Below are 23200 nucleotides of genomic sequence, written 5' to 3' on the forward strand. Positions count from 1 at the left end.
ACTAGTATATTGATATTATTGAGTTATAAAATGAAAAACTGCGACGAAAATAAATCCTGCCGGGATAAGGATAGAATACCATTTCCCGAAAGCTTTGATCACCGGCGTATATTTTGGATGTCTTGCTCCAATAGACTGGAATGAAGACTGGAACCCGTGAGCTAAATGTAATCCTAATAAAACAAAAGAAATTACATATAAAGCCACTCTCCAAAGATCTGCAAACTTCTCATGAAGCTCCGGCCAGAAACGTTCTGCATCAGGAGTCAATCCTTCCACATACTTATAATTAATTTCATGTAGCCAGAAATCATATAAGTGAAGCGCCAAGAAAGCAAGAACAACAGCTCCAGAAATAATCATATTTCTGGACATCCATGAAGAATTCACAGACGCATTGTTGGATGCATACTTTACCGGACGCGCTTTATTATTCTTAATTTCGAGTACAAATCCCATCACAAAATGGAATATTACTGCAAAACCAAGAATAGGCTGCATTAAGAACTGCACAAAAGGATTATAGCCCATAAAGTCAGATGCCGTATTGAAGGCGTCCTTATTAAGAACTGATAACAAATTGGTTGTCAAATGCAGTATAAGAAAAATCAGCAAAAATAGAGCTGATAATGCCATAGCGTATTTTCTACCTATCGTAGAACTCGTTAAACCTGCCATATAAGTTTAAATTTGAATTTCCACAAAATTAAGAAATGTTAACAATATCGAAAAGTGAGAAATCTCACAATTAGCCAGTTTGTAACCTTTCTAAATAAGAGCTGAAAACGTTATAAATAAAGAAAAAGTAAAAATCGGACTAAAGTTTATTTTAAATCATAGGTATGTCCCCGAAAAACAACTTTTTGAGCCGAAGGGGGAAAGGTTTTGAGCTCAAAACGGGCTATCCTTCTCGAAGAACAATAAGGAGCGACAACATATCGGATTACCTTCTTCTCTTCTATGATTTCCGAGGTCCAAAAACAGGCCCTGTTCCCGCTCTTTACTGAAAATACCGGACTTTTATTAAAATGTTGAAATACGATTTCTTCTCTCTGATTTTCAAAAACATTAAAGCAAGCCCGTATGATCAGAAAGGTTAAAACAGACATCAAAAATCTCATGGAATTGTTTAAACTGCATTTTACAATGACTGCTTTCAAGAAATAAACAGCAATAAAGATGAATCCCATTTCCACCAAATTCATCGGTATATTTTCAAAAAATAAAATATCAACTTCCGCAAACCAGTGGATCGCCTTCAGTAAAATCCGGATTACGAGGTCATATGCCCAATCCAGATAACCAAAATTAATTTGAAAAGCAAAAAGAACCGTCATCAGAAATGAAAATACGATGATCAGTTCAGAAAAGGGAACAATGATAAAATTGGCAATGACCGAAATAAATGAAAACTGATGAAAATAATAAAGCACTAAAGGCAGTGTAGCCAGCTGTGCCGAAATAGAAATCGTAATGGTATTAAAGATTATCTTTTTCAGATAATGATCCTGTTTTGGGAAATGCTTCAGAAGAGGCTGATTGAACCAGAATATACCCAAAACCGCCAAAAAGCTAAGCTGGAATCCTATATCGAAAAGCTGCTGGGTATCAGAAATCAAAATAATAAATGCCGACAGCGCCAGGGAGTGAAGCAGATCCGGTTTTCTCTGGAGCAATAGGTAAATGAAGTATATACTCAACATAATACAGGATCGCAAAACCGAATTTCCAAAGCCAATAAACATTGCAAACATCCAGATAAAAACAAGACTGAAAACAATAGCATAGTGCCTGAAACGCAAAGGCACCATCTTCACCAGCAAAAAATAGAATATCCCGAAGATCACAACAATATGCGTTCCTGAAATCGCCAGTAAATGAATCAACCCCGACCTGTTGAAATCCTGAAGTATTTCCCCATCGATTTCCGTTCTGTCTGCGAGGATTATTCCTTTTAAAAAGTTTTTTGCTTCTCCTGACATTCCGCCTGTATCCATCTTTTGCAAAACCTCAAGTCTCTGCTGCCTGATCTTATCCACAAAACTGACCTTCCTTTTTTCAGCAGAAGAAAGGCCTTGTAAAAGATAACACTGATACTCAATATTTTTCCGCTGAAGGTATTTGGCATAATCAAACTGGAAATCATATTGGGGAGATTTTACCTGTATAATAAGGGCCTTGCCTTTATAGGAATGTTTAAAATCAAGTTCTGCATGATCCTTCGGAATATAGAAGATCATGTTAAAACTTTTATCTTCCACCTGTGCAGCCCCTTCATATTTCTTATACTTTTCTGTTGAATTTAGTTTCTGGACAATACGGAAAACAACCGTTTCTTTCTTATTTGCCGTTACTCCCGGCACAGGTGAAAATGTATTAAAAAAATGAAAAATAATCCCCAGATAAAAAAACAGCAATGCCAGTAAGACAGATTTAACTTTGCTCAGAAAAAAAGAATGAAAGAACATTAAAATTAAGATTCCTGTTCCTACAGCACTACTACCATACATTGCCGTATTTCCCAATGGAAATTTATCCTGAAAAAAAATCCCGAGGATAAAACATATTGCTAAAATACAAAGAGGCTGTCTGTTCAAATCTCCAATCAATTATTTCACCAAAATAGGAAATTAATTGATCGGATATCGTCTCTGTAATTGCTGAAAAAGCGCCCTGTAACTCATTAAAGAGATCAACAGGGCGCTTATTATTTTGCTATAAAATGAAGCTCTTGTAAAAAAGTTTTTAATGGGATGGTAGAAAGTTATCGGTAAAATGCATGGTTTCCTTATGTACATCCGCCGTTCTTTTCCTTACTCTTCCAATTGGAAGCCTGTCATAGCCCTATTCATTTGAGATGTTCAAAATAACCTCAGCAGCATGATCACTGGCCCCTTTTCCTCCAAGCTTTTCTCTCAAAAGCCTGTAATCATTAAGAACCTGTTCTCTTTTTTCCCCTTCCAGGATTTTATTGAGTTCATCCACAAGATTTTTCGTATTCAGATCATTCTGGATGAGTTCTTTGACCACCTCTCGATCCATAATGAGATTGACCAGAGAAATGTAATTGATATTTTTAACAAGCCTTTTAGCTATTGCATAAGAAATTTTACTGCCTCTGTAGCATACCACTTCAGGAATGTTGAGCAGGGCTGTTTCCAGGGTAGCTGTCCCGGAAGTGACAAGGGCCGCCTTGGAACACCTCAGCAGATCATAGGTTCTGTTGGATACGAAGTGAACATGATCATCCACATATTTTTCATAAAAATCTTTGGGAAGACTTGGTGCCCCGGCTATCACAAACTGGTATTCCTTAAAATAAGGCCTTACGGAAAGCATTATTTCAAGCATTTTCTCCACTTCCTGCTTTCTGGAACCCGGCAGAAGAGCAATGATTTCTTTTTCGTTCAGACCGTTTTCCGTTTTAAACTTTTCAATAATGATCTCTTCAAGGTCAGAAATAGCATCCAGTAAAGGATGTCCTACAAAATGTGAATGCACGCCGTGTTTTCTGTAAAAATCTTCTTCAAAGGGAAGAATAACCATCATTTCATCTACATATTTCCTGATGATTTCCACTCTCCCTTCTTTCCATGCCCAAAGCTGTGGAGAAATATAATAAACCACTTTGATTCCCAATTCTTTGGCAAATCGGGCAATCCTTAAGTTGAATCCCGGATAGTCTACGAGGATTAAAACATCAGGTTTGTTATTTTTGATATCCTCCTTACAGAATGTGATATTATTGAGAATGGTCCTTAGATTCATGACGACCTCCAGAAACCCCATAAAAGCCAGATCACGGTAATGTTTAACCAGCGTTCCGCCCTGGGCTGCCATAAGATCCCCACCCCAGAATCTAAATTCCGCATGGGAATCTTTTTGCTTTAAGGATTTCATCAAATTGCTTCCATGCAGATCACCGGAAGCTTCTCCTGCTATAATATAATATTTCATTTCTTCCGAAATCTTTATTTGTTTTAACGGCCATCAGGAACCTTACATGATTTCATTCTATCAGGGTCATTTTGATTCATGGGAGGTTTCTATGGTAAGAATAGAAAACAAATTAAAATGTATATTGATCTTAATTTGTAAATTTGTTCAAAGATAATGATAAAAATGTCAGAAGAATTTGAAATCCGAAATAAAGTTGCAGAAAGCGGTCTGGTAAATTTTGACCTTTCCACTTTGCTTCCAAAGGGTGAAAGAAAAGGTATTGACCTTAAAGATTTTCTTTTTCAGGAAATGATTCTGAAAGAAAAAGATTTCCGTGAAAAAGTGGAAGCGATCAATGTTGAAGAATATAAAGACGCTTATATTTACATCTACAATTCAGTGGATACAATTATTCCGCTTTGGGCCTATTTCGTGTTAACAGCTAAGCTTACGGACGTTGCTAAAAAAATAGTTTTTGGTAATCGTGAAGATTTGGAAGTTATTCTGATGCACAATGCCATTCAAACCTATGATTTTGAAGAAATGAGAGGCAAAAGGGTCTTGGTAAAAGGCTGTTCAGATAAGGAAATCCCGGAAAACGCTTATATAGAACTGGTGGAGCAGTTAAAACCACTCGTAAAGTCATTGATGTTCGGAGAAGCATGCTCTAATGTTCCGATTGTAAAGAACTAAGAATGGGCAAATATGTATCGGCTGTTTTTATATTTCTCATTTTCTTAGCAGTTTATTATATTGGAAGTTTTACCAAAATTCCATTTGCGGATGCTATTGGTTTTGTATTGCCGGTAGAGAAAGGCGAGCTGGTAACTACAGCAACCGCCACTACACACTTCCTCTATGTGAACACCGCTATTTTCATTAAAAATATAACGGGTCTCAATGCCATTGAAGCAAGCCGGCTTTTGATCATTACCGCTGCAGCGCTTACCGTTTCAGTGGTTTATTGTACAGTCAGAAGTATTACAAGATTGGAATGGGCTTCTATTGCTGCTGCATTTATTTTCGGATTCAGTTTCTCCTTCTGGAAAAATGCAGAAATCGTAGAGGTGTACACCTACAATTCTCTGTGGCTGAGTCTATTTTTCCTTTCCATGGTTAAAAGCTTTGCCGAGAACAATAAAAAATATATTCCACTGAGTGGACTATTTCTGGGAATCAGCCTTTGGGTCCATATTCAGAACATCCTGCTGGTCCCGGCATTCTTTTTATTTCTTTACTGTTTCAGAAAAGAAAAAAAACAGGCTTTTTTATCCCTGACTGCTTTTCTATTGATATTTTCAGCTATTCTTATTTTAAATGTATCCCAGGGACTTTCTCTGAGCTCTCCTTTCACTTCGGAACGCGGAAGCTGGCTTTCCAATTCGTTTAAGAAAACGTTTGCAGAATATCTTCAGGATATTGTTAAGTCAGTGGTATATGTAGTATATAATTTTAATGTATTCAGTCTTTTGGGAATAGCAGGAGTCTATTTTTTATACAGATCAGACAAGAAGATGTTTTTTGTCTTCTTCATCGCTTCACTATGTGTATATGGATTTGCTACTTTTTATGCTGTTACAGATAACTATGTATTCTTTATCCCTTTTAATATCATTTTTGCATTGTCTATAGGCTACGGACTGTCTCAGATAAAATATCCATGGGTACAACAGTTTTCATGGCTATGCCTTTTGATCCCTCTTTTCTATGTTTCATCACTTAAAATAGTTTCCTTAACAGAAAAGGGGCAGGAATTTGATAAGCATAAAAAATATAAAGGCGGCCTGGAATATTATATGTTTCCGTGGATGAATAACAATGTCGGTATCCTGGAATTCACTATTGACAAGAAAAAAGCTTCCGATCCCATATTCTGGATGACCATTGAGGCTGAAATCTATATTAAGCTGTTAAAAAGCAAAGGATTTACAGAGGAAGAAATCAGAAAACTTTAACAATAATTATGACCTGAGGGCATTTTGGGAACCATATTTTTTGATAACTTTGAGTAACTTAATACTTTAAAACAAACACAAAAAATGAGCTTAATCGACCTACTTACAGGGAACACGAGCAACCAGGTTGCTGAACAGGCTGAAAACAAATTCGGAATCAGCAGAAATCAGGTTATCGCCTTATTGGCAGTGGCCACCCCACTTATCATTTCTTACTTAAGAAATAAATCTCAGGACGCTAAAGAAGCAGAAGCCTTAAACAGTGCTCTCGATAAAGACCATAACGGAAGCATTTTAAATGATGCATCCCAAGTGGAAGCAAGACAGGCTGAAGGAAGCTCTATCCTTAATCATATTTTCGGAGGACAGAAAAGCGATGTGGAAAATCAGCTTTCACAGAATACCGGAATTTCAATAGATAAAATAGGACCTATCCTGGCGATGCTTGCACCTGTTGTGATGGGATATATCGGCCAACAGAAACAACAAAGCAATGTAGGGGCCGGAGGTCTAGGGGATCTTTTGGGAGGAATCCTGGGAAATGCATCCAGCCAGGCTCAATCTCAGCCATCCAGCCCTTTAAATGACATTCTTGGAAGTGTTCTGGGGAACGGCGGACAATCCCAATCATCAGGTAATCCTTTGAATGACATCCTGGGAAGTGTACTTGGCGGCGGCGGTAACAACCAGCAGCAGCAAGGAGGCTTAGGAAGTATTCTTGGTAATATTTTTGGAAAATAATTAGTTTAATTTGTTATAAAAAAAGACCGGGGATGATTTCTCCGGTCTTTTTTATTTTTAAGATTTCTTAGATTTCTCTTCCGCAGCAGCAATAGGTTTAGAAGCTTTTCTAGGCCTTCTTTTTCCATAACTTCCTGAATTGATCTTACCTCTTCTTGATTTTTTGTCTCCTTTTCCCATAGTAATACATGTTTGTTGTTATGACGAATTTAGGAAATACAACTCTAAAATCCAATTAATGAAGCTGTTAAAGTTTTATAAATTAGGAAGGGAAGCTGGAAGTGGGGCGCTGGAGTTACTATTAGGCTGCTATTTTAATTCTCTGTCATCACGTCAGCTCCTCTGTTTATAAAGGCTATTTTAGATATTTCAGCCCTGTAGTACTTCCAGCTTCCATCATCCATCTCTTCTACACTTTTATAGTCTTCCATTTTCCTTTTTTGAATAAGATAAAAGCAACTATTGTAATCAGCGTTTCCGCAGCAGGAATTGAAATAAAAACCCCTTTAGGTCCCATCTCAAAGTGCTTGGAAAGAAAATAAGCCAGCGGAATCTGAAACATCCAGAATCCAAAAAGATTCACCCATGTCGGTGTCCAGGTATCGCCTGCTCCATTGAATGCATTGATCATCACCATCCCGATTCCATAAAAAATAAAACCTGTACTCATAATGTGAAGCGCATTTTTGGCAAAATCCATGATTTCATTCTCGCTGGTGAAAAAACCAACCAGAAAGTTGCCCATAAAAATAAATATCAGGCTGACCGCGAGCATGAAAATTACATTATACTTCACCGTTTTCATGACAGACTGCTCTGCTCTCTGCATTTCATTAGCCCCCATATTCTGTCCCACCAAAGTAGAAGCGGCATTGCTCAACCCCCAAGCCGGCAGCATAAAAAACATCATAAGCCTTAATGCTGTCTGATAACCGGCAGAAGCATTTTCACCGCCTGTGGTAGCCACAAGCTCAGCCAGGAAAATCCAGCTGCATGAAGCAATCACAAACTGAAATATCCCCGGAGTAGCAATTTTTATAATAGACCGAATTAAGCCGTAATCCGGTTTAAAATAACTGAGCTTTATCCTAATCTGCGTATCCGCTACTAAAAGATGGTACAATTGATAGACCACCCCTGTACTTCGTCCTATAGTCGTTGCCAATGCAGCCCCCGTGAGCCCCATAGCCGGAATGGGTCCTAATCCTTTAATCAAAACCGGACAGAGAATAATATTGGCGATATTGGCAATCCACAAACTTTTCATCGCAATCATAGCATTTCCCGCACCTCTGAAAACCCCGTTAATTAAAAATAAGAGCATAATGATCGTACTGCTTCCCATCATAATTCTTGTAAAATTCTTCCCATAAGCAGCCGCTTCAGGTTTTGATCCCATCAGAATTAAAATTTCTTCTGCATAGACCACGCCCAATACACTTAACACCACGGTGACAGCAAATGATACCAGTAATACCTGTGCTGCGCTTCTGGAAGCCTGTTCCGGATTTTTTTCACCAATTCTTCTCGCCACCAAAGCTGTGGCAGCCATACTCATTCCAATAGCAATAGAATACATGATAGAAAGTACAGATTCTGTAAGACCTACCGTCTGAATGGCAAAACCGCTTTCTTTCAGATGTCCGACAAAATACAGGTCGACCAGTGCAAATACTGATTCCATAGCCATTTCCAGCATCATGGGGATCGCCAGTAGAAGGACGGCGCTTCGGATATTTACTTTTGTAAAATCAGTAGCTTCTCCACTCAGTGCTCTTTTTAAAAAATCTATATATTTTGTCATTTTGTAATAAATAATTTATCTAATTTCAAAAATACAAATCCAATTATTACCAAAACTTAGCAATTGATAATAAAATTTAATTAGATTTGTATATTCTTAAAAATAGTTCTTATGAAAAAAATAATCTCTACTACTTTTCTATTTGGTATGTTATTATCTGCCGGTATGTTTTCTGCCCAGCAACTGTCTCAGGCAAAAATGAAAGCAATCAATTCTGATAATGTAGCGGCATTTAAAAAGCAGTTTGCTCCCGGAGATTACAATAAGTGCTTCACCATCGGCCAGGAAGCTTATACCCCGCTTGGATTCAGTGCTTTGTATGGAAGCAATACTATCGTAAAGTTTCTTTTGGACAGCAAGGTCAACGTGAACAAGAAATGTAAGGAGAAAACCCCTCTGGAACTGGCAGAAATAGGAAAAAGAGAAGAAACGGCCCAATTGCTGACCCAGCATGGAGCAATTAAAAATTAAAACAGATAAAATAGATAAGACTTCCGAAAGGAAGTTTTTTTGTTTATAAAACCTGCAAAAACCTTATCTTTGCCAACGAAAAAATCAAGGCTTGGCAAGCAGCCTTATACATTGAACTTTAAACCAATAATTATGTTTCGATCACACACCAATGGAGAGCTATCTCTAAAGAATCTGAATGAAGAAGTTACACTATCAGGATGGGTACAGACTATCCGAGATAAAGGATTTATGATTTGGGTAGATCTTCGGGATCGTTACGGAATTACCCAGCTGGTTCTTGATCAGGAGCGTTCTTCTGCCCAACTGATGGAAGAAGCTAAAAAATTAGGCCGTGAATTTGTGATTCAGGCTACAGGAAAAGTCATTGAAAGAGTAAGCAAAAACCCTAATATTCCGACAGGAGAAATTGAACTTTTAGTTGAGAAGCTAACCATTCTTAATGATTCTCAGCTGCCTCCTTTCACCATTGAAGATGAAACGGATGGCGGAGAGGAATTAAGAATGAAATACCGTTATCTGGATATCAGAAGAAATCCGGTAAAAGAAAAACTGATCTTCCGTCACACAATGGCACAGAAAGTAAGAAATTACTTATCTGATGAAGGTTTTATTGAAGTGGAAACTCCGGTTCTTATCAAATCTACTCCGGAAGGGGCAAGAGACTTTGTGGTACCAAGCAGAATGAATCCGGGCCAGTTTTATGCATTGCCTCAATCTCCACAAACATTCAAACAGCTGTTGATGGTAGGGGGAATGGATAAATATTTCCAGATCGTAAAATGTTTCCGTGATGAAGATTTAAGAGCTGACAGACAGCCGGAATTTACACAGATCGACTGTGAAATGGCTTTTGTAGAGCAGGAAGATGTAATGAATGTTTTTGAAGGAATGACGAAAACTCTTTTAAAAGATATTACAGGTCAGGAGTTCGGAGATTTCCCGAGAATGACTTTCGCTGATGCGATGAGAAAGTACGGAAATGACAAGCCGGATATCCGATTCGGAATGGAGTTCGTTGAGCTTAATGAATTGGTAAAAGGAAAAGATTTCAAAATATTTGATGAGGCTGAATTAGTAGTCGGAATTAAGGTAGAAGGGTGTGCAGAATATACAAGAAAACAGATCGATGAACTTGTAGACTGGGTAAAACGTCCACAGGTGGGAGCTTCCGGAATGGTTTGGGTGAAATTCCAGCATGATGGAGTGAAAACCTCATCGGTTAATAAATTCTACAATGAAGAAGATTTAGCCAAGATCATTGAGAAATTCGGGGCAAAAGAAGGAGACTTGATGTTAATCCTTTCAGGAAACGAAAATAAAGTACGGGCTCAGCTTTCTGCATTGAGAATGGAGCTTGGGAACCGTATGGGATTAAGAAAAGGAAATGTATTTGCACCTCTTTGGGTTGTAGACTTCCCACTGCTGGAATGGGACGAGGAAACGGAGAGATACCATGCTATGCACCATCCGTTCACTTCTCCAAAACCGGAAGATATCCATTTATTAGAAACTGATCCCGGTAAAGCAAGAGCGAATGCTTATGATATGGTGCTTAACGGAAACGAAATCGGAGGAGGTTCTATCAGAATTTTTGATAAAGATCTGCAGTCAAGAATGTTTGATCTGTTAGGATTCACAAAAGAAGAAGCAGAGGCTCAATTTGGATTCCTGATGAATGCCTTCAAATATGGAGCACCGCCCCATGGAGGTTTGGCATTCGGATTTGACCGTTTGGTAGCGATCCTTGACGGAAATGAGGTAATCAGAGACTATATTGCCTTCCCTAAGAACAATTCAGGAAGAGATGTAATGATCGATGCACCTGCTTCGATTGCAGATGCACAGCTCGACGAACTGGAGTTAAAATTAGATTTGAAAGCATAAATGTAAAGCGGGGCAATTGCCCCGCTTTTTTTATTTGTAACAACCGGTAAAACCAAAACTGATAATACCCATCATCGAAAAAACTTTTAGCTGTACCCCTCCAAATTCTGAAGAAATTTTACGAAAGTTCAATCAATATGAAATGAAAGTGTTCTAAAACAATTGAAATTATACTCCTGTTTATTTCATTTTCAGAATCTGCTCCCTTCCAGGTCCAGTAGAAAGATAAGCTACCGGAACAGCCAATTCTTCTTCCAGAAATGCCAGAAATTCAGTTAATTCTTTTGGCAATTCTGAAATACTCTTCATCTTAGAAAAATCAGCATTCCAGCCATCCATCCATTTAAGGACCGGACGGGCACTTTCAGGAAGGATTCCGGAAACGGCTTCAATCGTTCCGTTTTCCAATTCATAATGAGTACACACCGCCACAGATTTCAAACCACTTAAAACATCAGCTTTAGTCAGAACCAGCTGAGTCACTCCATTGATCATCACTGCATATTTCAAAGCAGGCAGATCAAGCCAGCCTGTCCTTCTCGGACGCCCGGTATTGGACCCAAACTCATTTCCCTTCATTCTGATTTCCTCACCTGTTTCATCAAATAACTCTGTCGGAAATACTCCGTTCCCTACTCTGGTACAGTACGCTTTTGCAATTCCATAGATCTCCCCCATTTTTTTCGGGGAAATACCCAATCCGCCGCATGCTCCTGCTGCTGTCGTGGACGATGATGTTACATAGGGATAAGTTCCATGATCTATATCCAGCATGGCTGCCTGAGACCCTTCTGCCAATATACTTTTCCCTTCAGACAAAGCCTTATTTAAGTAAATCTCCGTTTCTGTACACTTGAATTTTTTAAGAAAATCTATGGCTTCAAAAAACTCTTGGCTGATCTCATCAAAAGACGGCAACACCATGTCACCGCTGGCAAGCAACCTGTAATCTCTTTTTAAAATATGTTCTACCCTGCTTTTAAAATCAGAAGAATAAAGGTCTCCCACTCTCAGGTTCTGTCTTAATATTTTATTTGAATAGGTCTGTGCAATCCCGTTTCTGGTCGTTCCTATGGTTGTATAGTCCGGACTTTCCTCCATAAAAATATCCAGAAGCTTATAAGTCGGCAGCACCAGATGGGCTTTCCGGGAAATGATCATATTCTTTTCCGGCTGGAGTGTTTCGTCAAAGCGCTGAAGGTTCAGAATTTCCTTTTTAAAGCTTACAGGATCAAGAACAGTTCCGGTACCAATAACATTCTGTACGCCTTTCATAAAAATTCCCGAAGGAATCATTTTGAGCGTGATTCTCTTTCCGTTTCGTTCTATACTGTGGCCGGCATTGGCGCCGCCGTTGAAACGTGCCGTAATATCATAATTTTCACTGATCAGATCAATAAATTTCCCTTTTCCTTCATCACCCCACTGTAATCCTAATACAATGTCCATATTCATAATTTCTTTATTTTTATGATGCAAAGCTAGGGCAGTTTGAAAAGGAGGCCATTGTCATTTGGCAAAAAGGGCTGTACAGGGTACAATGTAAAAAGTATTTATGACTCTGGAAGCATGAAGTTGAGATTGATTTCCCATTATTAAATGTTAGGCAAAGCCCGCTTCCATTGAATATTATGGCGTATATTATTTACAGAATATTTCTCCTGATACGGCTTAAAGAAGAAGGAGTAACCCCAAGATATGATGCCAGCATAGATTGCGGAACCCTGTTGGCCAATCCCGGATAATGCTCTAAAAAATGAATATAACGGGATTTCGCATCCTGATTAAGCATGATGCTCGCTACTTTAAGTTTATTTTCTGCTACAAAGGCATGAATTCTTGCAAATAAGACAGGCCATACTGCAATTTTCTCTTCCATTATTTTAAAATGTTCAAGATCGATAACGAGCAACACTGCATCAGTAATGGCCTCGATATCTTCATGGGCAGGCAGCTGGTCAGTAAAACCCTGAAAATCTCCGATGAATCTTCCTTCATAGATGAAGTAGCGGGTAAAATCATCACCCTGTTTATTATAATATAAGGATCGGAAGACCCCCTCTTTCACAAAAGCAATCCGCTGGCTCACCTTTCCGGCTTCTATAAAAGCATCTCCTTTTCGTACCGTGATTTCCTGGATTCCTTCCGCAATCAGAAGCTCATCTTTTTCATTCAGCAGCCCGAATTTCTTGATGTAGTTGAACAGTTCTTCCATAATTATTTCCCCCGTAAATTGGAAAATATAAAGGTATAAAAGTAGTTTGTAAAAACAATTGTCATTTGGCAAAAAGTACAGAAAGACATACCACACCGGGCTCCAACGGCATATTAATTGCTTGGTTTTTAAAAACGTAAGACAATGAAAGCAATTTGGAACGGCGCCATTGGCTTTGGTTTAGTCAATATTCCTGTTAAAATTTATTCGGCAACGGAAACCAGCAAACTGGATCTCGACATGCTCGACAAATCTGATTTTTCCAACATCCGGTTTAAGAGAGTGAATGAAAAAACGGGCAAAGAAGTAAAATGGGAAAACATCGTCAAAGGTTATCTCATGGACGATCAATATATCGTTCTTGATGAAGAAGATTACGAAGCTGCAAGCCCTGAAAAAACAAAAATACTTTCTATTGACCAGTTTGTAAAGGAAGTGGAAGTAGACAGTGTTTATTTTGAAACCCCTTATTATCTGGAACCTCAGAAAAACGGCGAAAATGCGTATAGACTGTTATTAAAGGCTCTTGAAAAAACAAAAATGGTCGGTATCGGCACTTTTGTTCTCCGTGAGAGTGAAACAATCGGAATGATACGGCCGTACAATGATGATATTCTGGTTCTAAACCGCCTGAGATTCAATCAGGAAATAAGGGATTATAAAGATTTAAAAATCCCTGCTCAAAAGGCACCTAAGCCCACAGAACTAAAAATGGCAGTAAGTCTTATCGAGCAGCTTTCACAGGATTTTGATCCGACTACGTATAAAGATACTTATTCTGACGACCTGATGAAGATCATCAAACAGAAAGCAAAAGGCAAAAATATAAAAACCAGCCAGGCCAAACCTGTCAAAGAAGGTAAGGTGATTGATCTTATGGCCCAGTTAAAGGCCAGTCTCAACAATTCAAAATCCAAATCCGCATCCTAATGGCTCTCAAAGATTATCAAAATAAACGTAAGTTCAACGAAACCAGTGAACCCAAAGGAAAAACAAAAAAAAGCAAAAATAAGCTGATTTTTGTGATTCAAAGGCATGCGGCCAGCAGGCTTCATTATGATTTCCGTCTGGAAATGGAAGGAGTCCTGAAAAGCTGGGCCGTTCCGAAAGGGCCATCATTAGACCCGCAGGATAAACGCCTGGCAATGATGGTGGAAGATCATCCTTATGATTACAAGGATTTTGAAGGAAATATTCCTGAAGGAAATTACGGCGCAGGACAGGTAGAGGTCTGGGACAGCGGAACCTACGAACCTCTTGATGAAAACTCCAAGCTTTCTGACGAGAAGGAGCTGCTGAAAGAACTACACGCCGGTTCTTTAAAATTCATCTTACACGGTAAAAAACTGAAAGGTGAATTTGCTTTGGTTAAAATGAAAAACGCTGAAAACAACGCATGGCTATTGATTAAACATAAGGATGATTTTGCAGAAAGTCCTTATGATGCAGAGGAAAATACTTCACCTAAATCTCTGGTCACAAAATTTTTAGAGGAAAAAAAAAGCCTGAAAAAAAGCGAAAAGAAGTCATAACGTCGGAGAAATCGTTCAAAAGCCTTAATTCTTTAACGAACGAAAAAAAATTAAAAACCTTTATCAAACCCATGCTGGCTAAGCTCTCAGAAAATGCTTTTGATGACAAAGACTGGGTTTTCGAGATAAAATGGGACGGCTACAGGGCAATTGCTGACCTAAGCAAAAATGAGCCGCTCTTCTACTCCCGGAACGGGATTTCATTCTTATCGAAATTTGACAAAGTTGTCCGGGATTTTGAACAACAGAAACAACAAATGATCCTGGATGGTGAGCTTGTAGTCTATGATGATCAGGGAAAGCCTAATTTCCAGTTGTTACAACAAATCGGTGATCTCCGTAATCCGGCTCTTGTTTACCAGGTTTTTGACCTTCTGTGGCTGAACGGCCATTCTACGGAGGAGCTTCCGCTTGTACAGCGAAAAGAACTTTTAAAGGAAGCTTTGATTGAAACCGATACCATTCAATACTGTGATCATATTCCTGAAAAAGGGATTGAGTTTTTTGAACAGATGAAAAAAATGAAGCTGGAAGGAATGATTGCCAAGCGAGCGGACAGTCTATACATTGAAAATCAAAGAACCACCGACTGGCTAAAGATCAAATTTTCCAATACAGATGAAGCCATTATTTGTGGTTTTACTGAACCGAGAGGTTCCCGGGAAGGTTTCGGAGCCTTGATTCTGGGAAAATATATTGATCATCAGCTGACTTACTGCGGACATACGGGAACAGGATTCAATAAAGCCTCTTTACAACGGCTTTACCAAAGACTTCAGAAACTGATTGTCAAAACTTCACCATTTGAAACCGTTCCTAAAACCAATATGCCGGTAACGTGGACCCAGCCTGAACTGGTCTGTGAAATTAAATATTCTGAAATCACTAAAGAAGGGATCTTCAGACATCCTGTTTTTATAGCCATCCGCGAAGATAAAGAACCGGAAGAAATTAAAAGCCCGACGAATATTCAACACGAAAAATCTAAAGGAATGAAAGCTAAAACATCTTCAAAAAAAGTAAAAAATTCTGAAAAAGAAACGGAAATTACGTTGAACAAACATATTGTAAAACTTACCCATCAGGACAAAGTTTATTTCCCGAAAGACGGGATTACCAAAGGAGATGTAATCACCTATTATCAATCGGTCGCTGAATATATTTTGCCTCATCTTAAGAATCGTCCGTTGTCTCTTAACCGTTTTCCCAACGGGATTGAGGAACAGGGTTTTTACCAGAAGGACGCAGGAGATCATATTCCGGACTGGATAAAAACGACACAGGTCTATTCTGAATCCAATGATAAATACATTGATTATATTTACTGTAATGACAAGGCAACCCTGGCTTACCTTAATAATTTAGGCTGTATTGATCTCAATCCATGGAACAGTTCATTGCCTGACCTGGAGCATCCGGATTATTTGGTTCTGGACCTTGATCCCTCCCCAAAAAATACTTTCGATGAGGTAATTGAGACCGCTCTTCAGGTAAATGAGGTGTTAAAAGCTATTACAATAAAAGGATACTGCAAAACGTCCGGAAGCACCGGTATTCATATTTACATTCCTATGGGCGGGAAGTACGATTTTGACCAGGTAAAGGATTTTGCTCATATTCTGATGAAGGAAGTGAATGAAAAGCTACCGGAGATCACCACGCTGGAAAGGAGTTTACAGAAAAGAGCGAGCAATAAAATCTATCTGGATTACCTTCAAAACAGGACCGGACAGACTTTGGCAAGCGCCTACAGCCTGAGACCAAAGCAAGGGGCCTCTGTTTCCATGCCTTTGGAATGGGATGAACTGAAACCAGGGCTGAAACCTACTGATTTTACGATTGAAAATGCATTGAACAGAATTAAGGAAAAGGGAGACTTATTTAAACCTGTTCTGGGAAAAGGAATTGATATGATGAAGGCGTTGGAAGCATTGCAGAATCTTGAATAATTTCAATATTTTTGTCCGCAAATTTTTAATTATGGACGAATCAATCAGACTGCAGTTATACTTTAATGAAAAGACGGAATGGGAAAATCAGACCTTCTTTTTCCGATATACCTGGCAAAAGCATTTGGCTGAAACCAAAAAGGCGGCTTTATATACAGTTCTGTTTCTGATAGTAGGTTTTGTGCCTTTAAAAGCAATTGATCTCGGACCTGTTTCTGTTATTTTCAGATATGGTGCATTTATTTTTGTGGGGTATACTTCTTTGCTTCTGTATCAATATTTCGGCAGTAAAAAGAAAACCTATAATTTAACAAAAAAGCATATTGATGATTTTAAAAAGAAAAAAGATGAAATTAGTGATATCGCACTTCACCCGGATAGTATTACCGTTAAAACTCCATTTACAACAATAGAATGTATATGGGAAAAAACAAATTATAAGCTTGTTGATAAATACCTTATTTTAACGATGCTTGATAAGAGGATCAAATTTATTTTTACAAAGCCTGAATTTAAAGAGAATGAATATAAAACTTTACTGGATTTTATTCAGCAGTATTCTCATAAAGAAAAATAAAGATTTCCTGCCTGGAACTTCCCAATAAAAAAACTCCTGCATTGTCAACGAATGCAGGAGTTTTTTTATGAATCCAGGATAATCTGTTATGTATTGTAAACATGCACATCCCTCTGTGGAAAAGGAATTGAAATTCCCGCCTGATCCAGGGCTTCTTTACAGCTGATGATCAGTTCTTCATTCATGGCCCAGAAGTTTTCTGTGAAAGTACTCACCCTTACCGATACATTCACGGCACTGTCTCCCAATTCTGTCACCACGACCTGCGGCGCCGGTGTGGAAAGAGCATATTGATTATTTTTAATGACATTCATCAAAATATCTTTGGTCTTTCTGAGATCTGCATCATAAGCAACACCGATATCCAGTGATGTTCTGCGTGTTCCCAACTGGGTAAAATTGGTAATGCTGTTGTTGGAAACCACCCCGTTCGGAATCACAATCAACTGGTTTTGCGGAGTAATCAATTTCGTATGAAAAATATCTATTGCCTGTACTGTTCCTGAAACACCGCTATTCGTAGAAATAAAATCGCCTATCTTAAATGGTTTTAATAGTAAAATAAGTATTCCTCCTGCAAAGTTTGTCAATGAACCCTGTAAAGCCAGTCCTACCGCTAATCCTGCTGCACCTATCATCGCAACAAATGCGGAAGTCTGTACCCCCAGTTGGGTAACTACCACAATAAACAATAGGATATTAAGCCCCCAGTTTATGATATTTAAAAGAAAAAGCTGTAAGGAAGCCTCCATATTACGTTTTTTAAAAGCTTTTTCAACAAGCTTCTTAATCATTCTTATCAGCCATGATCCAATAAGGTAGATCAATACTGCTGATATGACAGCGGTAATCACTCTCGGAGCCCATGAGATTACTGAAGAGAGTAAAGTATCCCAATGCTGCTGAATGTTGTTCAATTCTAAATCGTCCATTTATACTACTTATTTTAATGTGTTATGTGCGAGATGCTGTTAAATTTCCATGAATAGCACGATTAAAAAAATGAGATGGAGTAAAAATATCAGGTACTGCCAAAAGAAATCAGCCTTAATCCTTCAGGATTAAAGTAAAGTTATTATATCAAAATAAATTGAATAGCAGAACAGGACTGTTCAGCTGTACTCAATGATCATTTTAGTAACCGGATCTTGCTAAGAAGAAATAATTCGGGGTGTTAATAGCAAAGAGGATACCGAACTTAAAAATAATAAATCTTATGGCAGTCTTGCGACTAAACTTTCGGGTAAAAGCCTTAAAATATGGTAAATGATTTTCCATTTGAAATTAGGAACAATGGTAAAAGAGTTTCCCGCGTTAACCACAAATTCCGCAACATAATCAGGCTCCATGATCAAAGATTCATTCAGTTCCAATCCTTCATTGATCTTGGTCCTGATATATCCGATCACTAAGGCATTGACAATAATTTTCCTGGGAGCAAGCTCTTGTCTCAAACCTGCTAAATATTGTGTAAATGCAGCTTTTGTACTTCCATATACAAAATTGCTTTTTCTGCCTCTTACCCCTGATAAAGAGGACAGTCCAATCATTCTTTCCAAGTTTGTATTGCTTTTATCCATAGCAATAATGCTTAAGATAGAAACACCACCCATATAATTGACCTCCATCATTTGTTTTGCTCCTTTGAAATCAGTCAATGCTTTTTGATGATCTACTAAAAAACCGGCAGCATACACAACAATATGAGGTTTTACGGGAAGGGTATCATAAAAATTCTGATGGGAATCAAAATCTGCAGCATCAAAATATAAGACCGTAACTTTTGAATGATCCAGATGACTGGCGGAAATAAAATCTTCTAAAGATTTTGTATTCCTTGAAGCAGCGATTACTGAAAATCCTTTTGCAGTATACTGCCTGATACATTGTTTTGCGACATCGGAATTGGCCCCTAAAATGAGAACGCTTTTATTTGTGTTTTGATCCATAAGACAAAGATAATTTCTTTTTTCAAAACACAGATTTTACAGTAACTTTCACAAGGCCTACCAAGTATATTGCATAAAAAAGTTGCGGCGGGTGAACTTCGTTCACCCGCCGCAACATCATATTTTGAGACTGAATTATTTTTTTTCTTCAGTTTCTGTTTCTTTTTTATCAGCTGTTTTCTCCGCAGCTTTTGCTTTATCTCCGAAACGGCTTTCGGTCATTTCTCTTGAAACCGCAGCTTTTTCAAATTTCAGTTTTCCGGATAACGTTTCGATCACGAAGCCATCATCCTGAACCTGGGCAATTCTTCCGTGAAGTCCGGATGTAAGGACAACTCTTGTTCCTACCTTCAGGGTTTCCTGAAAGTTTTTCTCCTGCTTCTGCTTTCTCATCTGAGGTCTTATCATCAGGAAATAAAACCCTACGAACATCACCCCCATCATGATCAGCATCATCGATGATGATCCTTGCGGCTGTGCCTGTAAAAATAATGTCAACATATTTTAAAAATTACGGTTGAATGTTCGCAGTGAACGTTAATTTGATTGGAGCTTTCTCTACGTTTGCATATACATCAGCATATTTCTGAACGTTTCCGTCGAAATTTGAAGAATCAAAGTGCAGTGTGATTTTCCCTTTTTTACCCGGCATGATTGGTTCTTTTGTAAAATCAGGAGCAGTACATCCGCATCCAGGCTTTACTTCAGAGATAACCAACGGATTTTTTCCTGTGTTGGTTACTTCATACACATGTTCTACTTTATCTCCTTTTTTGATTTTTCCGAAATCGAAGTTGCTTTCAGATAAGGCGATAGATGTAGAGGGCTGGTTAGAGGCAGGAGCAGCAGCTTCACCTGTTGCAGGAGTTGCTGTAGAGTCTGCAGTTACCGGAGCTGCAACAGCTGTAGAATCAGCGGCTACAGTTTCAGCGCTTTGAGTTTCTTTGTTCTCTTTTTTACATGAAACTAAACCAAAGCCTATGATTGACAAGGCGATAATTGATAACGTCTTTTTCATTTTATATTCTATTTTGATCTTTACAATATTTATCTAAAATACCATTAATGAAGATATTGGAACGGTCTGTAGCAAATACTTTTGCAATTTCAATATATTCGTTAATAATGACTCTTGAAGGGGTGAACGCAAAGTTATCAAGTTCTGCTATTGCAGTTGACAAAATTACTTTATCCATTAAAGAAACTCTTTCCAAATCCCAGTTTTCAAGTCTTTCTTCCAGTTTCTTTTCGTTGTTTTCCCAATTGTTCAGAGTATCTCTTAACAATTTGGCTGCGAAAGTTTTATCATCTTCATCTTTAATCATTTTAATTAAAGTTCTGCTTTCTTCATCTTCTCTCAGGAAGCCAATTGTTTTCTGCACCATTGAATTGGCAATATGAATATCATCATACCATGAAAGTTCCTTATCTCCTAAGTAATCATGAAAATCATCATTTTCAGCAATATATCTTAAGAATAGTTTCCCAATAAACTTCTGATCTTCTTCAAAAGAATATCCATCTTCTTTCATGAAATCCTGATAACGCTTCCCTGCAGTAATTCTCTGGAAAGTTTTCACCAACAAATCATCATGCATGTCCCACTTCAATTGCTTATGCTGACCTGTGAAAAATAATCTCTCAGGATTTTCTTCCAGCTTAATTAATACTTGGTTGTTGATGAATTTTTGGTTAGGATTAAGATCTGCATCAGTTCTAAGGAATTTATTCTTCCCAATTTCAATCTGGTTTTCTGCCAGTTCTTTCAGAGCCACCAAAAAATTGAGCTGATAGATGTAAAGATAATAGATTTTCTCTATTCCAGCGAACATGTTTTTCTCTAAAACATCAAACTTTACAGGGTTTTGATAGTACGAATACACTGTTTGTACCACTTTTTCACGGATTTGTCGTCTTCCTAACATTCAAAGAGCTTTTTTATGCCTGCAAAGATACAAAATTTAAAATTGATGAAATTCGTAGTATGATGACATTTTTGTAATTTTGTCAAACTATATGGAAGCGCTAAAAACCTTAAACCCTTATTTTTGGAAACATAAAATACTTTTGTTTTGGGGGGTATTATTTATCATTGCCAGTAATTTTTTCAATATTTATAAAGTTCAGTTTGTAGGTAAATCTGTGGATGAACTTACTAAAAATGGGAATCTCGGTTTTAATCATCAGGTTCTTATTTATGTTGCCATCATTGTTGGCTGCTCACTTTTGACTGGGTTCTTCACCTTTATGATGAGACAAACCATCATTGTGGCCTCAAGAAGAATTGAGTATGAACTTAAAAATAAAATCTACAGACACTATCAGGATTTATCTTTAACGGATTACAAGCAAACAACAATTGGAGATTTAATGAACAGATTAAGTGAAGACGTTGTTGCTGTAAGAATGTATCTGGGCCCCGGAGTCATGTATGTAGCCAATCTGGTTGTTCTTGTTCTGATCACCGCTATCTATATGGTGAAAACAGATGCTTCAATGACATTATGGACCCTGTTGCCTCTTCCTATTTTGTCATACGCTATTTATAAGGTAAGTTCGATCATCAATAAAAAGTCGAAGATCATGCAGAAAAGCCAGTCCGCTATTTCAACTTTTGTACAGGACAGCTTTTCGGGGATCCGTGTGGTGAAATTCTTCGCCAAAGAAAAATACATTGAGAAGAACTACGGCATCAAAGTAACTGACTATCAAAACAAAGCACTGGATCTTGCTAAAACAGAAGCCTATTTCTTTACCATCATTTTATTTGTAATAGGATTACTGAATGTTGCCATCATCTGGATCGGCGGAGGAAAATATATTGCAGGCCAGTTAAGTATCGGTAAAATTGCAGATTTCTTCATGTATATAAATACTTTGATTTTCCCGTTTTCAATGGTAGGATGGGTAACTTCTGTTAATCAGAGAGCAGAAGCTTCTATGCAGAGGATCAATGAATTTATGGATAAAAAATCGGAGATCGTCAATACTAACTTTGAAAACTATCCTATTAAAGGAGATATCGAATTCAGAAATGTTTCTTATGTTTATCCGAACACGGGGATCAAGGCTTTGGATAATTTAAGCTTTACCATCAACGCAGGCGAATCTCTTGCCATAATGGGTAAAACCGGAAGCGGTAAGTCTACCATAGCCCTGCTGTTATGCAGACTCATCGATCCTACGGAAGGTGAGATCTTAATTGACGGTAAAGACCTTAAAGAGCACAATCTGGAGAATTACAGAAATTTCATAGGCTATATCCCCCAGGAAAGCTATTTATTCTCTGATTCTATAGAAAATAATATTGGCTTTGCCATTGATCATCCATCCCATGAAAAAGTGGTGGAATATGCTCAGATAGCAGACGTTCACAAAAATATTGTTGAATTTAAAGAGCAATATAAAACACTGGTAGGTGAACGCGGAGTCATGCTTTCCGGAGGGCAAAAGCAGAGAATCTGCATCGCCAGAGCCCTGATAAAGGACCCCAATATCATTATTTTTGATGATTCTTTATCTGCTTTAGATACAGAAACAGAGCAGAATATTCTTGAAAATATTGATAAAAAAATCAACAACGCAACCTCCATAATTATCACGCACAGAGAGTCTAGCGCCCAAAAAGCAGACAAAATTATCAACCTTACAGAAATTGCCAATTCTGTAACCGCTTAGCCGTTTCGTTCTCAATTGTTAAATAAATCATAAAAAAAATTTTGTGATTAAAAGAAAACTTTTATATTTGTTCTTAACAAGATTAAAAAATATCTAACAATGAGTGAATACAAGGAACGCCATGAAAATGAGATTTTCACGAAGGTGTTAAAAGCAGGGAGAAGAACTTATTTCTTTGATGTGCGCGAGACGAAAGCAGGAGATTATTATCTTACCATTACTGAAAGTAAGAAGAATTTCGGAGAGAATGGGGAAGCTACATTCGAGAAGCACAAAATTTACCTTTATAAGGAAGATTTTAAAAGTTTCCAGGAGATGTTTAATGAGTCCACAGATTTCATCATTAATGAAAAGGGTGAGGATGTAATTTCAGAAAAACATGACAAAGACTTCAAGAGCAGATCTTTCACAATCGACTCTGACGACGAAGTTTAAAAAAGAATATCTAAAAACACAAGCATCTGAAAAATGATGCTTTTTTTATGCCCTGAAAGCAAGTATTC

General features: G+C 37.9%; 23 protein-coding genes. 11 read left to right on the top strand and 12 right to left on the bottom strand.

Translation table 11 applies throughout. The features are described from left to right. Positions 1-15: 15 nt before the first annotated feature. The 3 genes from MUW56_RS07565 to lpxB form a co-directional block, all read right to left on the bottom strand. Positions 16-678, bottom strand: a complete 663-nt coding sequence (locus tag MUW56_RS07565; protein ID WP_292012620.1) for a succinate dehydrogenase cytochrome b subunit — start codon at positions 676-678, stop codon at positions 16-18. Positions 679-824: 146 nt separating this feature from the next. Then, positions 825-2525, bottom strand: a complete 1701-nt coding sequence (locus MUW56_RS07570; protein WP_292012621.1) for a ComEC/Rec2 family competence protein — start codon at positions 2523-2525, stop codon at positions 825-827. Between the two features lie 319 nt (positions 2526-2844). Then, complete coding sequence (gene lpxB / locus MUW56_RS07575; protein ID WP_292012622.1) at positions 2845-3957, bottom strand: lipid-A-disaccharide synthase; 1113 nt, start codon at positions 3955-3957, stop codon at positions 2845-2847. Positions 3958-4122: 165 nt separating this feature from the next. Between lpxB and MUW56_RS07580 the strand changes: the two genes are divergently transcribed. From MUW56_RS07580 to MUW56_RS07590, 3 genes are all read left to right on the top strand, one after another. Next, positions 4123-4632: a DUF2480 family protein gene (locus tag MUW56_RS07580; RefSeq protein ID WP_292012623.1), complete on the top strand. Its 510-nt coding sequence runs from the start codon at positions 4123-4125 to the stop codon at positions 4630-4632. 2 nt (positions 4633-4634) lie between these two features. Then, positions 4635-5894, top strand: coding sequence for a DUF2723 domain-containing protein (locus tag MUW56_RS07585; RefSeq protein ID WP_292012624.1), 1260 nt, complete (start codon positions 4635-4637; stop codon positions 5892-5894). 84 nt (positions 5895-5978) lie between these two features. Beyond that, positions 5979-6635, top strand: coding sequence for a DUF937 domain-containing protein (locus tag MUW56_RS07590; RefSeq protein ID WP_292012625.1), 657 nt, complete (start codon positions 5979-5981; stop codon positions 6633-6635). Between the two features lie 57 nt (positions 6636-6692). On the opposite strand, the gene MUW56_RS07595 is transcribed toward MUW56_RS07590, so the two are convergent. Both MUW56_RS07595 and MUW56_RS07600 read right to left on the bottom strand, forming a co-directional pair. Further along, a complete protein-coding gene (locus MUW56_RS07595) occupies positions 6693-6815 on the bottom strand; it encodes a 30S ribosomal protein THX (RefSeq protein WP_292012626.1) in 123 nt (40 codons plus the stop codon). Between the two features lie 229 nt (positions 6816-7044). Then, positions 7045-8439, bottom strand: a complete 1395-nt coding sequence (locus MUW56_RS07600; RefSeq protein WP_292012627.1) for an MATE family efflux transporter — start codon at positions 8437-8439, stop codon at positions 7045-7047. Positions 8440-8550: 111 nt separating this feature from the next. Here MUW56_RS07600 and MUW56_RS07605 point away from each other — a divergent pair, with 111 nt between their 5' ends. Beyond that, positions 8551-8910, top strand: a complete 360-nt coding sequence (locus MUW56_RS07605) for an ankyrin repeat domain-containing protein (RefSeq protein WP_292012628.1) — start codon at positions 8551-8553, stop codon at positions 8908-8910. A gap of 132 nt (positions 8911-9042) precedes the next feature. Beyond that, positions 9043-10797 (top strand): aspartate--tRNA ligase, encoded by a 1755-nt coding sequence (gene aspS / locus MUW56_RS07610; RefSeq protein ID WP_292012629.1) that lies wholly within the window; start codon positions 9043-9045, stop codon positions 10795-10797. Positions 10798-10977: 180 nt separating this feature from the next. Here aspS and MUW56_RS07615 read toward each other — a convergent pair whose 3' ends face one another. Beyond that, positions 10978-12252 (bottom strand): adenylosuccinate synthase, encoded by a 1275-nt coding sequence (locus tag MUW56_RS07615; RefSeq protein WP_292012630.1) that lies wholly within the window; start codon positions 12250-12252, stop codon positions 10978-10980. 190 nt (positions 12253-12442) lie between these two features. After that, entirely contained in the window at positions 12443-13012 is a 570-nt protein-coding gene (locus tag MUW56_RS07620) for a Crp/Fnr family transcriptional regulator (RefSeq protein WP_292012631.1), read from the bottom strand. A gap of 144 nt (positions 13013-13156) precedes the next feature. Between MUW56_RS07620 and MUW56_RS07625 the strand changes: the two genes are divergently transcribed. From MUW56_RS07625 to MUW56_RS07640, 4 genes are all read left to right on the top strand, one after another. Continuing rightward, complete coding sequence (locus tag MUW56_RS07625; RefSeq protein WP_292012632.1) at positions 13157-13942, top strand: Ku protein; 786 nt, start codon at positions 13157-13159, stop codon at positions 13940-13942. Further along, on the top strand, positions 13942-14544 hold the full coding sequence (locus MUW56_RS07630; RefSeq protein ID WP_292012633.1) for a DNA polymerase ligase N-terminal domain-containing protein: 603 nt from the start codon (positions 13942-13944) through the stop codon (positions 14542-14544). The genes MUW56_RS07625 and MUW56_RS07630 overlap by 1 nt, the downstream gene beginning before the upstream one ends. A gap of 71 nt (positions 14545-14615) precedes the next feature. Next, on the top strand, positions 14616-16493 hold the full coding sequence (gene ligD, locus MUW56_RS07635; RefSeq protein WP_292012634.1) for a DNA ligase D: 1878 nt from the start codon (positions 14616-14618) through the stop codon (positions 16491-16493). Between the two features lie 31 nt (positions 16494-16524). Next, positions 16525-17070 (top strand): hypothetical protein, encoded by a 546-nt coding sequence (locus MUW56_RS07640; protein WP_292012635.1) that lies wholly within the window; start codon positions 16525-16527, stop codon positions 17068-17070. A gap of 86 nt (positions 17071-17156) precedes the next feature. Here the strand turns inward: MUW56_RS07640 and MUW56_RS07645 are convergent, their stop codons facing one another. The 5 genes from MUW56_RS07645 to MUW56_RS07665 form a co-directional block, all read right to left on the bottom strand. After that, positions 17157-18002, bottom strand: a complete 846-nt coding sequence (locus MUW56_RS07645) for a mechanosensitive ion channel family protein (protein WP_292012636.1) — start codon at positions 18000-18002, stop codon at positions 17157-17159. Positions 18003-18284: 282 nt separating this feature from the next. Next, the gene (locus MUW56_RS07650; RefSeq protein WP_292012637.1) at positions 18285-19019 is read right to left on the bottom strand and encodes an SDR family NAD(P)-dependent oxidoreductase; all 735 of its coding nucleotides are present in this window, start codon (positions 19017-19019) and stop codon (positions 18285-18287) included. A gap of 135 nt (positions 19020-19154) precedes the next feature. Then, the gene (yajC, locus tag MUW56_RS07655; protein WP_292012638.1) at positions 19155-19520 is read right to left on the bottom strand and encodes a preprotein translocase subunit YajC; all 366 of its coding nucleotides are present in this window, start codon (positions 19518-19520) and stop codon (positions 19155-19157) included. Positions 19521-19530: 10 nt separating this feature from the next. Continuing rightward, on the bottom strand, positions 19531-20037 hold the full coding sequence (locus MUW56_RS07660; protein ID WP_292012639.1) for a DUF1573 domain-containing protein: 507 nt from the start codon (positions 20035-20037) through the stop codon (positions 19531-19533). 1 nt (position 20038) lies between these two features. Then, entirely contained in the window at positions 20039-20944 is a 906-nt protein-coding gene (locus tag MUW56_RS07665) for a transcription antitermination protein NusB (RefSeq protein WP_292012640.1), read from the bottom strand. Positions 20945-21035: 91 nt separating this feature from the next. Between MUW56_RS07665 and MUW56_RS07670 the strand changes: the two genes are divergently transcribed. Beyond that, the gene (locus MUW56_RS07670; protein WP_292012641.1) at positions 21036-22697 is read left to right on the top strand and encodes an ABC transporter ATP-binding protein; all 1662 of its coding nucleotides are present in this window, start codon (positions 21036-21038) and stop codon (positions 22695-22697) included. A gap of 99 nt (positions 22698-22796) precedes the next feature. After that, complete coding sequence (locus MUW56_RS07675; protein WP_027375472.1) at positions 22797-23132, top strand: DUF3276 family protein; 336 nt, start codon at positions 22797-22799, stop codon at positions 23130-23132. Positions 23133-23200 lie beyond the last annotated feature (68 nt).

It is taken from the genome of Chryseobacterium sp. (assembly GCF_022869225.1).
Classification (GTDB): Bacteria; Bacteroidota; Bacteroidia; order Flavobacteriales; family Weeksellaceae; genus Chryseobacterium.

Coding starts and splice junctions, on each gene's coding strand:
- MUW56_RS07620 (WP_292012631.1), bottom strand. CDS start 13,012: ATGGAAGAACTGTTCAACTACATCAAGAAATTCGGGCTGCTGAATGAA.
- lpxB (WP_292012622.1), bottom strand. CDS start 3,957: ATGAAATATTATATTATAGCAGGAGAAGCTTCCGGTGATCTGCATGGA.
- MUW56_RS07670 (WP_292012641.1), top strand. CDS start 21,036: ATGGAAGCGCTAAAAACCTTAAACCCTTATTTTTGGAAACATAAAATA.
- MUW56_RS07630 (WP_292012633.1), top strand. CDS start 13,942: ATGGCTCTCAAAGATTATCAAAATAAACGTAAGTTCAACGAAACCAGT.
- MUW56_RS07625 (WP_292012632.1), top strand. CDS start 13,157: ATGAAAGCAATTTGGAACGGCGCCATTGGCTTTGGTTTAGTCAATATT.
- MUW56_RS07645 (WP_292012636.1), bottom strand. CDS start 18,002: ATGGACGATTTAGAATTGAACAACATTCAGCAGCATTGGGATACTTTA.
- MUW56_RS07585 (WP_292012624.1), top strand. CDS start 4,635: ATGGGCAAATATGTATCGGCTGTTTTTATATTTCTCATTTTCTTAGCA.
- yajC (WP_292012638.1), bottom strand. CDS start 19,520: ATGTTGACATTATTTTTACAGGCACAGCCGCAAGGATCATCATCGATG.
- MUW56_RS07660 (WP_292012639.1), bottom strand. CDS start 20,037: ATGAAAAAGACGTTATCAATTATCGCCTTGTCAATCATAGGCTTTGGT.
- MUW56_RS07595 (WP_292012626.1), bottom strand. CDS start 6,815: ATGGGAAAAGGAGACAAAAAATCAAGAAGAGGTAAGATCAATTCAGGA.
- MUW56_RS07565 (WP_292012620.1), bottom strand. CDS start 678: ATGGCAGGTTTAACGAGTTCTACGATAGGTAGAAAATACGCTATGGCA.
- aspS (WP_292012629.1), top strand. CDS start 9,043: ATGTTTCGATCACACACCAATGGAGAGCTATCTCTAAAGAATCTGAAT.
- MUW56_RS07675 (WP_027375472.1), top strand. CDS start 22,797: ATGAGTGAATACAAGGAACGCCATGAAAATGAGATTTTCACGAAGGTG.
- ligD (WP_292012634.1), top strand. CDS start 14,616: ATGCTGGCTAAGCTCTCAGAAAATGCTTTTGATGACAAAGACTGGGTT.
- MUW56_RS07640 (WP_292012635.1), top strand. CDS start 16,525: ATGGACGAATCAATCAGACTGCAGTTATACTTTAATGAAAAGACGGAA.
- MUW56_RS07650 (WP_292012637.1), bottom strand. CDS start 19,019: ATGGATCAAAACACAAATAAAAGCGTTCTCATTTTAGGGGCCAATTCC.
- MUW56_RS07600 (WP_292012627.1), bottom strand. CDS start 8,439: ATGACAAAATATATAGATTTTTTAAAAAGAGCACTGAGTGGAGAAGCT.
- MUW56_RS07615 (WP_292012630.1), bottom strand. CDS start 12,252: ATGAATATGGACATTGTATTAGGATTACAGTGGGGTGATGAAGGAAAA.
- MUW56_RS07605 (WP_292012628.1), top strand. CDS start 8,551: ATGAAAAAAATAATCTCTACTACTTTTCTATTTGGTATGTTATTATCT.
- MUW56_RS07580 (WP_292012623.1), top strand. CDS start 4,123: ATGTCAGAAGAATTTGAAATCCGAAATAAAGTTGCAGAAAGCGGTCTG.
- MUW56_RS07665 (WP_292012640.1), bottom strand. CDS start 20,944: ATGTTAGGAAGACGACAAATCCGTGAAAAAGTGGTACAAACAGTGTAT.
- MUW56_RS07590 (WP_292012625.1), top strand. CDS start 5,979: ATGAGCTTAATCGACCTACTTACAGGGAACACGAGCAACCAGGTTGCT.